Source organism: Synergistaceae bacterium, assembly GCA_012728235.1.
Taxonomy (GTDB): Bacteria; Synergistota; Synergistia; order Synergistales; family Synergistaceae; genus JAAYFL01.
The window spans coordinates 115,088-129,678 of record JAAYFL010000055.1 but is presented as its reverse complement, the minus strand read 5'-3'; the positions used below and the strand labels follow the sequence as shown (position 1 = coordinate 129,678).

The following is a 14,591-nucleotide window of genomic DNA, read 5'->3' as shown; positions in this document are numbered from 1 at the left end:
AATGCCAATAATATTAGCATCAAAAAGTCCGAGACGCAGCGAGTTACTCAAATCGCTAGGATGGAAGTTTGAAGTTATAGCACCAAATATAGTAGAAAATGTTATCCTCGAAGAAAAACCTGCGGATATGGTATGTCGTTTGGCAAAAGAAAAAGCCGAAAGCGTTTATAAGGGACATAAAAACCGTTGGATAATAGCTGCAGATACAGTCGTTGCTATAGATGAAAAGAAGTTCGGGAAACCTGGGGATGAAGTAGAAGCAAGAGATATGATATCAACGCTACAGGGGAGAACACATAATGTCATAACTGGAGTGTCTGTTATTTCACCTTCAGGGAGTATGTTGGTGTCAGCTGAAGAAACAGAAGTTACTTTCCGTAAAATGACAGAAAATGAAATCGCTGTTTATATAGAACAAGGAGAGTGTATGGATAAGGCTGGAGCATATGCGATACAAGATAAAGGAGTACTACTTGTGGAAAAAATAAAAGGTTGCTATTTCAATGTGGTTGGTTTGCCTATATACCTATTAAGTACCATGTTAATTAAACTTGGATGGACGTTGGTTGATCAGTGGGGGCTAAATCATGAGAGTATTAACTAGGAGAAATGTTTTTTTTGTCTCACTTTTTATAGCTTTATTATTTGCACTTTTTGGATTAATTCCCAGGTATACTGCTGAAAAGGGAAATAAGACAGTAGCTCTAATTGCCGAATATAAAGATTTGGTTTCTCTCGCATTACAAGAAGGTAAAAGTGAAGAAGAAATATGGAGTAAATTAAAAAATGAAGGAATGGTCGGAATCGCAATTCCTGAGTATACGGGAGAAGAATTATTTCTTCAAAGCCCACTTCCTCTTGAGTATGGTTCTGCCAAAGAGCTTGGACTGCAAGATGTCAATATAAATCCAAGTAGAGCTGTTGTAGTTATAAATAAAAAGGTAAAATATTCTGAAATGTTGGCAGGGTATATAAAAATAAAAATGCCAACAACGGAAATAATCGAAAATGGCAGTGAGATAAAAATTTTGTTGCCCGGAACAGTGGAGGAATTTAGAACATCAGCGTTTCTTCCGGATTTTCTAGGATTAGATTTTTGTAAAGCAAATAACGTCATAGTTTTATATAGACCGGGACAGAACTCTCTTTCATCAGGAGAAGAAGTTGCTAAAACCATTGATTTTTTATTAGGGCACTATCCACAGATAAAAAATATCCTTCCTGCAGGGGCTGTAGTATCAGGCTATCCGAATCTCTCTCCCATTGCATCTGTAATAAGAACAAATAATTTGAGTCTCTCACAAGTTGAATTTGTAAAGCAAATTGGGGTGTCACAGCTGGCATCGAAGGTACAGCAAAATGTGCTTTCTTTACATAGTTTAACTAAGGAAGAAATAATATCCAAAAGAATATCACAGCCGATAATATGGGAAAGATATCTCAGAGCCGTGCACGAAAGGTCTGTGCGGTTAATAATATTGAGACCATATGAACTCAATATGGGAGATCGGTTCAGTTCTTTGGTATCTGATATTGCGACTATTAAGAATATTCTAACATCCAAAGGGTATGCTTTGGGATGGCCTTCAACTTTGCCATATTGGACAACTTCTATAGCGGGAGCAGTTGCGTGCGCAATTACCTTCATATTTTGCATGTGGATATATGTAGTCAGACTTCTTAAGAAATACGAGGATAAGATTTGTTTAATTGAGATCTTATTACTTATCTTAATGACGATTATCACAGGTGCAGCTATGTTTAAAATTCCACTTGTAGCCAAGTTATTAGGCGGGTTATGTACCGCACTTATCGCAACAGAGGCTGCAATATTCTCATTAGGATCAGATAAAAAACCCTTCGTTGGTGCAATATTGGGACTTTTTGTACTTTTTGCAGGGGGACTTTCAATTGCAGCTTTTTACGGAACAGTTTCAGCTGTTCTCAGACTTACTCCTTTTTCTGGAGTAAAGCTGACTCTTCTTTTGCCGCCTCTATTATTAATATTGCATGATTTCAAACTCAGAATTCATCCTGAGTCTTTCACTGAAATACTAAAACGCCCCGCATTATGGGGGGAGCTTGTTTTGATTGGAGTTATGATGATTGGATTGTTTATCGTTGCTTTGCGTAGTGATAATGTTTCAAGTGTTCCTGCTATAGAAGTGACTTTCCGATCATTCATAGAAAAAATCTTTTTAGTGCGTCCTAGGACTAAGGAATTTATGCTAGGTTATCCAGCACTTGTTGTTTATTGGTTTCTTGTAAGAAATAATCTAATGACAGGATATAGAGAAGCTTTACGTATCGGAGCTTCTCTGGCTTTTTGTTCTGCTATAAATACGTTCTGTCATTTTCATACATTTCTCATAATAAGTTTTGTAAGAGTTGTCAATGGATGGTGGTTGGGTCTATCAATAGGAGCGCTTTTAGTTTTTATTCTTAAGTACATTGCACTACCTCTTTTACGTAAATTAAAGGAGCATTCGTTTGTTGGCTAGAAAATACCAGGTTTTACTGTTTGGTTATTATGGATTTGGAAATTTAGGAGATGAGTTATTGCTCTCTTCCATAACGGATTTGCTTTTAATTAACGGAATGAAAAAAGAGCAAATAGCTGTTCTATCTTCATCTCCTAATCAAACTGAAAATACATATGGAATTAAATCTTATAATAGACATAGTATTTGGGAAGTTATCACTGCTATTCGGAACTCAAAAACATTACTACTTGGCGGTGGTGGACTTTTTCAGGATGTTTCTAGTAAGCGCTCATGTCTTTTTTATTGGCTAGTTGTAAGGCTCGCAAGGTTTCTGGGAGCTAAGCAGTGGGCTGTGGGACAGTCAATAGGACCTCTTAGAACTGAATTTTGCAGGTTTTTAGCAAAAGATGCTTTCTCTCTTTGTACTTATCGCGGAGTACGTGATACAAGGTCTTTAGACATATTGAATAACTGGGGTCTAAAAGGAGTACTTACTCCGGATTATGCTGTTACACTAAAACTGGACATAGAGAAAAACAGAGAGATGGGAAACAGTCTTCTGTTAAATGTCCGTAAGGGATATCAATCTCTTTCTGACAAAGTAATAAAGGCTGTATCAGCATATGCTAAAGAAAATGTCTTAGATATTATTGCAGTGGCATTTTCTTCGGATGACTTTGAACTTATACAGACATATATAGAAAAAAGAGAGCTTACTCCGAAAAAAGTTGTCATTATAAAGAGCATGAGAGACTTTGAAACATTAGTTGTCGAAGCGAAGCTTGCTGTGGGAATGAGATATCACTTTTTATTATTAGCCTGTCTTGCAAAAATACCGACGTGTGCCGCGATTTATGATCCCAAAGTAGCTTCTCTTTGTGATGTATGGCTAATTCCAAATATAGACAGCGAGATAAGTTTTTCGGAGCCTGCAGAAAACAGCTATATCGAGCGACAATCGGTATTGGTTAAAGAATTGTTTAAAGACGCTCTTGTTAAAAAGATGGGGATTATTTGATGAGAAAAGAAATAAAAGAAATACTTTCGGGTAAAGCAAAAGAAGTACAAAAAGATATCATAAGGATGATTGGTATCTCCGGATTTGGTCCCTTAAAGGAGTCTCTTTCTGTAGTTGATATGCTCGTTTACTTATACTGGGAGGAGCTCTTACTTCTTCCAAATGAGCCCAATCGAATTGACAGGGATAGGGTTTTTTGGGGGATGGAAGAAGCTGTGCCTACATTGTATGCTGTTTTGGCAAACAGAGGTTTCTTTAACAGAGATGAGTTGTGGCATTATAGACGTTTAGGCTCTATTTTACAGGCTTTACCTGAGCCAAATAGGGTGTCGGGTGTTGATTCCCCTTGTGCTTGTGGTGATCAAATATTATCAATGGCATCTCCGGTAGCACAAGAGCTAAGCCGAATTTATCCTCAACCAAGAGTGATTTGTATCTGTAAGGGCAGTAATCTTAGGGAGAATTTTTTTGATGAAATTGCAAGAGCAGGGCAAGCAAAACTCGGCAATCTCATACTTCTATTGATAAAGATAGCAGAGACTGATGATAGCGAGAAAGAAAAAGAAACTAAGATTTATTTAGAAAATAAATGGACTGTACATAGCGTAAATGGAAATAGTTTTGCGGAATTGGAAGAAGTTTTTGATTCTTTAAACTACGGGGATTGTTATCCGAAAGCAATTTTTGTTAATATTAAAGGAATGAAAAAAATCCCATTTGTGGAAGACCTTAAATATCCAAAGTCACGAGCGGTACGTTTAGAGGCTGTGGCTCAGGCACTTCAGGTGCTGGAGGTGGAAAATGAAAAACAATAAATTAGAGAGCACATGGGAGATTTTTTGTGATATTTTGCCTAAATATGCAGTGAAACGAGATGATTTTATTGTCTTGCCAACAGAAAGTATAAAAAAGACAGCTCTCTTGAAGAATCTGCCTAAAGATAAAGTTTTTGCTCCAATTGTAGGCGAGTTTAATCTGGTAAATAATGCTGCAGGCCTAGCCTTGGCGGGGAAAAGGCCTTGGATTATATCCGATACATTTTCCTCTTTTTTATGGACCTATAAGCAGATACGTGATGCTTTGACAATAGCTCCATTTCCTGTCACTCTTGTAATAATCAACGGTGGGTTGTCAGGAGGAGATGAAGGAGTTTCACATAATATTTTACAAGATGTGGCTCTTATGAGACTGTTGTCAAATATGAACGTATTCGTGCCATCTGATAAAGATACTCTTGTAAGTGTTGTTGAGTCGTGCATATCATCTCCATTCCCATCTTTTTTACGTCTCAGCAACGAGAAATATACTATTTTAGAGGACACTCTTATTGAGCCATCTAATTCGAGCGGGGCCCGTATAATTAAACACGGAACTGATGTTACAATTTTCACATGCGGGACTATGGTGTCTGAGGCCTTAGAGGCAGTAGATACACTCGAAAAACAGGGAATTAGCATTGAGATTATTGATTGTTACAGCATAAAGCCCTTCCCAGAACAGCAACTTCTGTCTTCTGTCAGAAAAACAGGATGTTGCGTCGTTGCTGAGGAACACAATTTAGTGGGTGGGTTATGTAGTGCTGTTTCAGAATGTCTTTGTAGAACATATCCTATCCCGGTTCGTTTTGTTGCTGTAGATGATCAATATGTGAACAGCGGACATCCGGAAGAGTTAAGAGAATATTATGGTTTGACTTGGAAGGAAATAGTAAATGCAGCATCTCAAGTTTGGGCACTTCGCAGGAGGTAATTTATTGTAATGGATATACATTTTTCCGGAGTAACAAAAATTTATGAGCCGGATATCGTGGCACTTGAAGATATATACCTTCAGGTTGATAGAGGAGAATTTGTCTATTTAGTCGGTGAAACAGGGTCAGGTAAAACCACCCTGATGAGATGTATTATGAGAGGAGTTGTGCCTTCTCGTGGGCACATTAGCGTAAATGGCAATGTCTTGCGTAAGATTAGTAACCATCAACTATCTCTATTTAGAAGAGATATAGGCGTGGTGTTCCAAGACTTTATGCTTTTACCCAATCTAACTGTATTTGAGAACGTAGCTTTTGTCTTAGAAGTGATAGGGTGTAAGCCCAAAGAAATAGCGACTAGAGTAGCAGACGTTTTAAAAACTGTTGGAATTTGGCGTAGACGTAATCTCTATCCACCACAGCTTTCAGGTGGAGAGCAGCAACGCTTAGTAATTGCACGTGCGATTGTAAATGTTCCTTCTCTTTTGCTTGCAGACGAACCGACAGGGAATCTAGATAACTGCACTGCTGATGAAATAATGCAACTATTGCTTAGCATTAATGCTGCTGGAACAACCGTCTTAATGGCTACGCACAATGACTATTTGGTTAATACATACAGAAATAGAGTAGTAGAGATTCACAAGGGAAGAATTGTACGTGATGAAAAACAGGGAGGCTATGAAGCAAATGTCGCTCTTTAAGTATGTTTTGAGGGATGGTTTTCGTCTTGTAATCCGACATTTAGGCATGAGCTTTTTGACGATTTTTACAGCTATGGCTGTTTTTTTTGTAGTTGGTATAAGTACACTTTTTGTTCTAAACGTTAAAAATATTGTGGTAATGATGGAGAACCAGCTTACTATAACAGCTTATGTTGTTCCAAAGGCAGATATAGAAGAAATAGCAAAGCTAATAAAGAAAATGCCTGAAGTAAAAGAGGTTAAAATAATAACAAAAGAAATGGCTCTGGAAAAATTGCGTGCAAGAGTAGGCGATCAAGCAAAAGCGGTAAGCCTTCTGGGAGAGAATCCCCTTCCAGCCAGTATTGAGATAAAAGTGGGTAAAGCTGCACAAGTTTCTGATACGGCAAAAATGCTCGTGGCAATTTCTGAGATAGAAGATGTTGTATTTGCCGGGCGGGTAGCTGAGAAGCTAACAAGAGTTTCAAATTTTGTTGAAAGATTTTCGTGGATTTTATTGTTTATGGCGATAGCTGCAAGCGGTGTAGTGTTGTTTAATACAATTAGAATATCTGTCTATTCTAGAGAAAACGAAATAAGCGTTATGCTTAGAGTAGGAGCAACTCCAACCTATGTCATGATGCCATTTATAATTCAAGCTGTTGTACTTGGATTTACAGGAGCAGCAATATCAACTTTATTGATTGGCGCGACATATTATTCAGCTATTTCAGGTTTAAAAGACATGATGCCTTTTTTACCTTTTATAGAGTCTAAAACTTTAATCTTTAAGCTCGCATTTATGCTCATAACGTGCGGCAGCCTTATAAGTTTTTTATCTGGTATGTTTGCAGCACAAAGTTTTGTGAGCAGGGCTTCAAAACCTTTATAAGAACGATGAGGGAAAAATGATAAAAAACAAGGTTGAGTTAGGATTAAAACAGCAAATATATTTAATGATAATTGTATCTGTAATTTTTTGTGTTGTATCTGTCACACATGCATCAGATACAAGTAATCTGGATGAAAAAATTAAAAAACAAGAATTAGAATATCAAAAAATACAGAAACAAATTACAGATACTAAAAAAAAGCTTTCTCAAGCTCAAGCACAAGAAAAGAGCGTTTCTAGGCAGATACAAGATCTTAGTCAGAAAATAACTCTTACACAACAAAAAGTTAATATAGTAAGCCTTAATATAAAAAAAATAAGTAATAATATAACACAACTTACAAATGACATAGTAGAAACTGACAATAAGATAAAGCGTACACAGTTTTTACTGTCAGAACGACTCGTTAGTATTTATAAATATGGAGGTATTACTGAATTTAACTTGCTTTTATCTTCACAGGGAGCGGAAGAAGCTCTTAACACAAGTTATTTATTGGGAAAAATAGCAGATCAAGATAAAGAGCTAATAAATGAACTACAAGAAGAAAAAAAACGTCTCTCGGATGCAAAGGAGAAGTTGGAGGCAGAACATAAAAAAAGAGAACAGGAAAGACTGTCTTTAGCCACAAAAAAGAAAGAACTTGATGGAGCTGCAAATGATAGAAATGCTCTTTTGGCGAAAGTTCGTAAAAATAAATCTCTATTTATGGCTGAGCAGAAGGAATTGATGAAAGCCTCAGCGGAGTTACAAAGTACAATAAAAAGGCTGTTGGCAGAAAAAATAGCTTTAAATAAAAAAAGATTTCCGGAAAAGAAGGAAGTTGTATATTACAGAGGTGGTCGTTTGGCTATGCCAACCCAAGGAACAATAACAAGTACTTTTGGCACACGAGTTCATCCGGTTTTTAAAACCAAAATTACCCATACGGGGCTTGATATTGCAGCTCCACATGGAACAGCTGTTGTAGCTGCTGATAGTGGAGAAATATTATATACCGGTTGGATGAGGGGTTATGGACAAGTCATTATTATTGATCACGGTGCTAACCTAACTACCGTATACGCTCACCTTTCATCTATAGAATGCGAAGAGAATGCAAAGGTTACAAGGGGATCACTAATAGGAAGAGTAGGCTCTACTGGGGTCACAACAGGCAATCATCTTCATTTTGAAGTTAGAGTAAACGGAAATGCAGTGAACCCAATGCGTTATCTCCAGTAAAAAGAAAATGGAAGGTTTGTGAAGAAAATGAGTAAAAGAATAAGAGATATATTAATAGGAATATTTATTGGTATTTTAATATCGGTTTCTTTATATATTATTCCACAAGCTGTTAGTTCTGATTGGGGGATGGGGTTGCCATTTACCTCTCAACAGCTAGCAATTATTAAAAAAGTAAAGATAGCTCTTGAAACATATCAAATTGATGGCGATAAAGCTGGAAAAATTGATAATGACAAAATGTACTATGGGGCAGTAAAAGGATTGGTAGCCTCGGTGGGAGACCCATTCACTCGTTTTGTTGATCCAAAAGCACTTGCAGATGAACAGGTTGAAATAGAGGGTGAATATGGTGGTCTCGGCATATATATAACAACAAAAGATGGGCATACTACTGTAATCGCACCTATCGAAAATACACCTGCGGACAAGGCAGGGGTCAAACCTCTTGATGAAATTATTAAAGTGGATGAAAAAAACGTTTATGGTTTGCCAAGTGATGAAGTAGTTAAGCTTTTAAGAGGTCCAGCCAACACAGAGGTGAAAATCTGGGTAAGGAGAAAGGGGAAAGATGCTTTAATTCCTTTTACAATAACCAGAGAAATAATAAAAATAAAATCTGTACGTACGGAAATGATAGAAGATATTGCTTATATAAAACTCAATCAGTTTAATATGAAGACTGACAAAGAGATGGAAGAAGCAATAAAACTTGCAAATTCAAAAAAAGCGAAGGGCATATTGCTTGACTTACGCAATAATCCTGGTGGTCTACTTGATACTTGTATTAACGTGGCATCACAATTTCAGAACGGAGGCCCCGTTGTTGGAATGAGAGGGCGTTTTGAAAAGGCGAATGAAACAATCTATGCAGACAAAGGTAAATCTACAACACTTCCTCTTGTGGTGCTTGTTAACGAAGGAAGTGCTAGTGCATCTGAAATATTGGCCGGCACAATAAAAGACAACAAGAGAGGAACGATTGTTGGAACAAAAACTTTTGGTAAAGGATCAGTTCAAACACTTTTTAATTTGCCTGATAAATCTGGAGTTTATATAACTATTGCCCGTTATCACACGCCATCTGGTTTTGTAATTGACCAAAAAGGGTTAGAACCTGACATTAAAATAGCAGGTGAGCCAAAGAAAAATAAGAAGGAAGATGTACAATTGCAAAAAGCTCTATCTGTATTAAAAACTAAAGTAAACGGCAAGTAAAATGGTAAGTCGCAGGGAAATTCACAATAGACGTAATAATAAAAAACAAATATCCTTTTTTTTATTAAAAATTGTAGCACTGTTTGTGTTGGCGATGTTTATGGTTTCTCTGGCACTATACAAATTCAAGCCTCAAGTTTTTTATTTTATTATGAATGATGCAATTAGCGTAATAAAAACTCAGCAAAAAAGAGAAGATCTGAGTAGATATGTTGAGGAAATTAATACTAATAAAGAGAAAGCAAAGTTTGAAGCTGAAGAAACGTTAGAATCTGAGACTAAATTTATAGAAAAAGATAAAATAGAAGAAAAAAACATACTTGCGATTATAGTTGATGATGGTGGATACAACGTTGATTTTGCAAGGAGATTAGCAGTACTAAATATACCCTTAACATGGGCCATAATTCCTTACGAGAGAAATTCTGAGGATTTTGTAAAAATTGCAAATAACAACAATATCCCTTTTCTTGTGCATTATCCTATGCAGGCAATATCTGATAAAACTCCTCCTCCGGGAAGTATTGGAGAAGGTATGGGAGAGGGAGAGATTAGAGAGCGTATCTCTAAAGTGTTTGAAGTGATGCCGGATGCTATTGGATTAAATAACCATAGGGGGTCTCTGACTACTTCTAATAAACGACTTATGATGCCTATAATCAAGGAAATAAAATCTAGAAATAAAATGTTTATCGACAGTAGGACATCTTCAAAAAGTATTGCATTTGATTTGGCAAAGGAAGCAAAAATAAGGACGTTTATCAACAGAGGTTTCCTTGATGGTGTTGCTGATGAAAAGGTCATTAAAGACAGATTTGATGAGATTGTGAATATTACTCTTAAAAATGGAAATGCTGTTGTTATTTGTCATTTTAGGCCCGCAACTGTAGGATTTCTTGAAAAGCTTAGTCAAAAAAAAGAAGATTTACCGATAAAACTTGTAACAATATCTGAAATGGCTGAAATAATGTATGATAAACAGCTTAATGCTGATTAAATTAATCCTTTTAGAAGAAATAGCGATATAAAATGGTTGACATGTTTTTTAAAATCGTTATAATGACTATCGTTGTCGCTGTTGGAGTACGGATTGCGAAGCGGGCGGATAGCTCAGCGGGAGAGCACCTGCCTTACACGCAGGGGGTCGTAGGTTCGAAACCTATTCCGCCCACCAACGACACAGATTAAAGCGGAGTCGTAGCTCAACTGGTTAGAGCGCCGGCCTGTCACGCCGGAGGTTGCGAGTTCAAGTCTCGTCGATTCCGCCATTTAAGATCTGTGATGGCGGGATAGCTCAGTAGGTAGAGCAACGGACTGAAAATCCGTGTGTCCCCAGTTCAATTCTGGGTCCCGCCACCAGTTATTTTAAAAAAATAACTGCGGAAGTAGCTCAGTGGTAGAGCACAACCTTGCCAAGGTTGGGGTCGCGGGTTCGAATCCCGTCTTCCGCTCCATTGATAGCAACGGTTCGCAGGATTTACTTGCAAACCGTTTTTTTATTTTATTTGTATTTTACTCACCTTCTCTATTTATCTCATTTTTAAAATCACAATTCCATGCAAACAGCCTCACTAAAAAACACGTATTATATGTGGGAGTTGTGTTTTTGGGTTGTTTAGCGATATTCGTTTTTTGTACACTGAATATTGTAAAGAACTGAATGGTTCTCGGAGACGAATTAAAGGAAGCAAAGGTGAACCGAAAAAAGACAGCGGAACATCTCTCTTAAAGCGTGTAGAAAAACAGAAAAATGTCAAATATGCGGTAGCTTTAATTGAACTGAAACATAGTTTGGTGCATAAGGTGGTAACTCTAAAAAATACAATTGCATAAAAGGAAACGAAAACATAATTAACGATATTGTAGCGTTAAAATATCAACATAACGTCTTTGGCAGTGAATTACATAGTATGTTTATGATTATTTATGATATCTAACTTACAATGAGTGCCTAGGAGACAGTTATAATAACGCATATGACATTTTATAAAATGAAAGAGTAAATATTATCAAACAAAATAATATGTTTGGACTTATATGCCCAGTCGAGGGTGAGATTAGTATTGAACAGAATAGATAAGAAGCCTGGAATTTATTTCATTCCCGTTGGTGTTGACAATTGTTCGGCTGCGGCAAAGCAAATGTATAAATATGTATGTGATAGCTTCCGTTCTTCGTCCTTTAATGTTCAGCGAATCTTGAAAGAAGAAAATATAAAAAATACGAGATTATTGCTTTAATTTCTATTTTTTAGAAACTAATAATTTTTAATTTTAATGATAATATAATCATCAAACATATTATTGATGATGAGACTTACACAAAAAGACCTATGTCCGACTTTTTTATAACACAAAAGACACATAGTACCGATGGCTCATCTGATAATGAATACTAAGACAAACGAACTTGGTACGGCAGCAATAGCCTCGGTAAACGCAGTTGGTAAGGTAAATAATATCACCTGGCTTTCTGTAACTGCTATAGGGATCGCCACAGTGACATTTATGGGACAAATATAGGTGACCGAAAAATGGACAGGAATAGAATCAATAAAAATGGACCATTTTTAATATTAAATTGAAGAGCTGAGATCTTATCAGGCCTAGAAAGGTGGAAAATACATGCAAAAACAGGACAATACATTTCAGTTGAATAACACTGGAGTGTCTAGTGACGATATTTATATTGCACAAAAAACACTTGAGCCAATACTGCGTAAGACAGAGTTGATCGAAAGTGAATTTTTTAGCCAGGAATGTGGTAACAGAGTCTTTCTGAAACCGGAGAACTTTCAGGAGACGGGCTCGTTCAAAATTCGCGGGGCTTATTACAAAATAAGCAAACTCAGTGAGGAAGAGAAAAGCAGAGGTGTAATAGCTGCCTCTGCGGGCAACCATGCGCAGGGTGTTGGCTACGCGGCCCAAAAACTTGGTGTGAAAGCTACGATCGTTATGCCGGAGACAACACCGATAATAAAGGTCGAAGCTACAAAAAAATTTGGTGTTCAGGTAGTTCTGCACGGAGACACTTATGATGACGCATGCCGCAAAGCGCGTGAGCTAGAAGCGAAACACAGGTATGTTTTCGTTCATCCTTTCGATGATTTTGATGTAATGCTTGGGCAGGGTACGATGGCCCTTGAGGTGCTAACGGATCTAGAAGATGTCGACAAGATCCTTGTCCCGATTGGAGGGGGCGGATTAATCAGCGGTATAGGAATGGTTGCAAAGATGCTAAAGCCGTCTATAAAAATAATCGGGGTTGAGCCTGAGGGAGGTTGTTGTATAGCCAGATCCATGGAAGAAAAGCGGGTCATAGAGCTCAAAAGAGTCGATACTATGGCGGAAGGTGTTGCGGTAAAAAGGCCGGGAGACCTGACTTTTGAAGCGATAAAAGAGTTTGTAGACGAAGTAATCACTGTCTCAGATTTTGACATTATAGAGGCAATATTGCTGCTTATGGAGAGGCACAAGATGGTAACAGAAGGAGCCGGGGCTCTCTCAGTTGCCGGGTTGAAAAAACTTGCCCCGGAAGGCAAAAATGTGGTCTGCGTGATAAGCGGTGGCAATATAGACATTTCGACAATCTCTGCAATTATCAACAGAGCACTTGTTTTACGGGGAAGACAATTCTGTTTCACTGTAAATCTTCCCGATAAACCCGGGGAATTGTTGTATGTCGCAAAAATTTTGGCAGACCTAAAGGCAAACGTCATCAAGTTGGAGCACAACCAGTCAAAGGTCATGGACAGATTTAAACTTGTCCAGCTTGAGATCACAGTGGAAACAAACGGGGCCGACCACGTCTGTCAGATACAGGCAGAATTAAAAAGACATGGATATGAAATAATCAAAGTGTATTAAAGCGCCCCCAAGTCACGACACAATTTTCGGATTTTTCCCGCGCCCGGGGATGACGAATGCGAGCAAGCGCCGAAGAAGAGTAGCCTAGGTCAGACCTGCAGGTTTTACAAAAATGGAGCAAGGTGGAGTGAGTGCTACAGGTGCCCAAAGCGGCTGCAAACTTGTCCGTTTTTCGTTCTGAGAAAAACATTTACAGCAATGAAACCATACCAAGGTTGGGATCGCGGGTTCGAATTCCGTTCCCCTCTCCAGGGAATATAAATATAGCGAGTTTGAAGAGTTTTCTACGAACTTGCTTTTTTTGTTTTTATTATAAGAGTTATTAATTAAATAGAGATAAGTACAAATAAATCTATTCTGGAACTGGAGTCGCAAAGCAAAGGATTGTACGATCTCATTTCATCTGCTGTGTTATAATTTTATCGGGAGTGCGAGATCCAGCCGCTGGTGTTTTTACACGGGAGGAAAGTCCGGGCTCCAAAGGGCAGGATGCCGGAGAAATTCCGGCGAGTGTGAACTTCGGGAAAGTGCCACAGAAAAGAAAACCGCCTGAATAAGGCAAGGGTGAAAAGGTGAGGTAAGAGCTCACCAGACGAGTGGTAACATTCGTGCTTGGTAAACCCCATCCGGAGCAAGGTTGAATAGGGAAGGCTGAAGCGGCCCGCTGACTTCCGGGTACAACCGCTCATTCTTATTTGTAAAAATAAGATTAGATAAATGGCTGGAAGGTATAACCTACAGAACCCGGCTTATTGACCGCTCCTAAAACAAGTGTGGTGACAAATGTCACCACACTTGTTTTTTGTAAATAAACTTTAAAAAATAAGGAATCTATGTTTATTTTGTATACATACAAATAGTTATCAATAGCAATTAAAGTTATAAAAAAGTTACTTATAGCCGACTTCTTCATCATAATGAGCATAAAGTCCTATTAAATTTCAAAGCAATAAAAAGTAAGGTGTTGATTTGTTTGCATCAAGGATATACTGTGGTGCAAAGTGGGACTAAGTGGTAGAAAGTGGGCGAAAATGTGATGCTAGTGGGAAGCTATAACCACAAAGTTGATAGTAAGGGCAGAACGGTTCTTCCAGCACGTTTCAGAGGAGAGCTGGGTAATTCTGTCGTTGCAACTATAGGCATCGATCGTTGTATAGCTTTATACCCTTTGTCTCGTTGGGAAGAGTTGCTATTTAAATTAAAAGATTTGTCCTCTTTTAAGAAAAAAACGCGTGATTTCCGTAGAGTGCTCTTATCAATGGCAACAGAACAGGAAATTGATGCTTCGGGAAGGATATTATTGCCCCTACTTTTACGTGAATATGCTAATGCAGATCAAGAGATAACGTTTATAGGCGCAGAAGACCACATAGAAATTTGGGATACAAAGAAATGGGAAGAGCATAGAAAAGAAGTTTTATTTGATTTTAGTGACATGGCCGAAGAGCTGGAATAA

Annotated in this window: 14 protein-coding genes, 4 tRNA genes and 1 other RNA gene; all 19 read left to right on the top strand. The window is 37.8% G+C overall.

The window, feature by feature from the left end; translation table 11 throughout:
* The first annotated feature begins 1 nt into the window (after position 1).
* The 19 genes from GXZ13_04725 (at position 2) to mraZ (ending at position 14,591) form a co-directional block, all read left to right on the top strand.
* Positions 2 to 604 (top strand): septum formation inhibitor Maf, encoded by a 603-nt coding sequence (locus tag GXZ13_04725; GenBank protein ID NLX75128.1) that lies wholly within the window; start codon positions 2 to 4, stop codon positions 602 to 604.
* On the top strand, positions 588 to 2,501 hold the full coding sequence (locus GXZ13_04720) for a hypothetical protein (protein NLX75127.1): 1,914 nt from the start codon (positions 588 to 590) through the stop codon (positions 2,499 to 2,501). The genes GXZ13_04725 and GXZ13_04720 overlap by 17 nt, the downstream gene beginning before the upstream one ends.
* The gene (gene csaB / locus GXZ13_04715; GenBank protein ID NLX75126.1) at positions 2,494 to 3,501 is read left to right on the top strand and encodes a polysaccharide pyruvyl transferase CsaB; all 1,008 of its coding nucleotides are present in this window, start codon (positions 2,494 to 2,496) and stop codon (positions 3,499 to 3,501) included. The genes GXZ13_04720 and csaB overlap by 8 nt, the downstream gene beginning before the upstream one ends.
* Positions 3,501 to 4,316, top strand: a complete 816-nt coding sequence (locus GXZ13_04710; protein NLX75125.1) for a hypothetical protein — start codon at positions 3,501 to 3,503, stop codon at positions 4,314 to 4,316. The genes csaB and GXZ13_04710 overlap by 1 nt, the downstream gene beginning before the upstream one ends.
* A complete protein-coding gene (locus tag GXZ13_04705) occupies positions 4,303 to 5,250 on the top strand; it encodes a transketolase (GenBank protein NLX75124.1) in 948 nt (315 codons plus the stop codon). The genes GXZ13_04710 and GXZ13_04705 overlap by 14 nt, the downstream gene beginning before the upstream one ends.
* Before the next feature lie 9 nt (positions 5,251 to 5,259).
* A complete protein-coding gene (locus GXZ13_04700) occupies positions 5,260 to 5,955 on the top strand; it encodes an ATP-binding cassette domain-containing protein (GenBank protein NLX75123.1) in 696 nt (231 codons plus the stop codon).
* On the top strand, positions 5,942 to 6,826 hold the full coding sequence (locus tag GXZ13_04695; protein ID NLX75122.1) for an ABC transporter permease: 885 nt from the start codon (positions 5,942 to 5,944) through the stop codon (positions 6,824 to 6,826). Before GXZ13_04700 ends, GXZ13_04695 begins: the two co-directional genes overlap by 14 nt.
* Before the next feature lie 64 nt (positions 6,827 to 6,890).
* Positions 6,891 to 8,051, top strand: a complete 1,161-nt coding sequence (locus GXZ13_04690) for a peptidoglycan DD-metalloendopeptidase family protein (GenBank protein ID NLX75121.1) — start codon at positions 6,891 to 6,893, stop codon at positions 8,049 to 8,051.
* A gap of 27 nt (positions 8,052 to 8,078) precedes the next feature.
* A complete protein-coding gene (locus GXZ13_04685; GenBank protein ID NLX75120.1) occupies positions 8,079 to 9,269 on the top strand; it encodes a S41 family peptidase in 1,191 nt (396 codons plus the stop codon).
* A 151-nt stretch (positions 9,270 to 9,420) separates the two neighbouring features.
* Positions 9,421 to 10,266 carry a divergent polysaccharide deacetylase family protein gene (locus GXZ13_04680; protein ID NLX75119.1) on the top strand — a complete coding sequence of 282 codons (846 nt, stop codon included), beginning with the start codon at positions 9,421 to 9,423 and terminating at the stop codon, positions 10,264 to 10,266.
* Positions 10,267 to 10,368: 102 nt separating this feature from the next.
* Positions 10,369 to 10,443 (top strand) — tRNA-Val (locus tag GXZ13_04675).
* Between the two features lie 17 nt (positions 10,444 to 10,460).
* Positions 10,461 to 10,537, top strand: a tRNA-Asp gene (locus tag GXZ13_04670).
* Positions 10,538 to 10,552: 15 nt separating this feature from the next.
* Positions 10,553 to 10,628, top strand: a tRNA-Phe gene (locus tag GXZ13_04665).
* Positions 10,629 to 10,648: 20 nt separating this feature from the next.
* Positions 10,649 to 10,723, top strand: a tRNA-Gly gene (locus GXZ13_04660).
* 609 nt (positions 10,724 to 11,332) lie between these two features.
* A complete protein-coding gene (locus GXZ13_04655) occupies positions 11,333 to 11,509 on the top strand; it encodes a hypothetical protein (GenBank protein ID NLX75118.1) in 177 nt (58 codons plus the stop codon).
* 132 nt (positions 11,510 to 11,641) lie between these two features.
* Entirely contained in the window at positions 11,642 to 11,791 is a 150-nt protein-coding gene (locus tag GXZ13_04650) for a hypothetical protein (protein NLX75117.1), read from the top strand.
* A 102-nt stretch (positions 11,792 to 11,893) separates the two neighbouring features.
* Entirely contained in the window at positions 11,894 to 13,135 is a 1,242-nt protein-coding gene (locus tag GXZ13_04645; protein ID NLX75116.1) for a threonine ammonia-lyase, read from the top strand.
* Positions 13,136 to 13,560: 425 nt separating this feature from the next.
* Positions 13,561 to 13,902, top strand: an RNA gene (gene rnpB / locus GXZ13_04640) — RNase P RNA component class A.
* Positions 13,903 to 14,171: 269 nt separating this feature from the next.
* Positions 14,172 to 14,591, top strand: coding sequence for a division/cell wall cluster transcriptional repressor MraZ (gene mraZ, locus GXZ13_04635; protein NLX75115.1), 420 nt, complete (start codon positions 14,172 to 14,174; stop codon positions 14,589 to 14,591).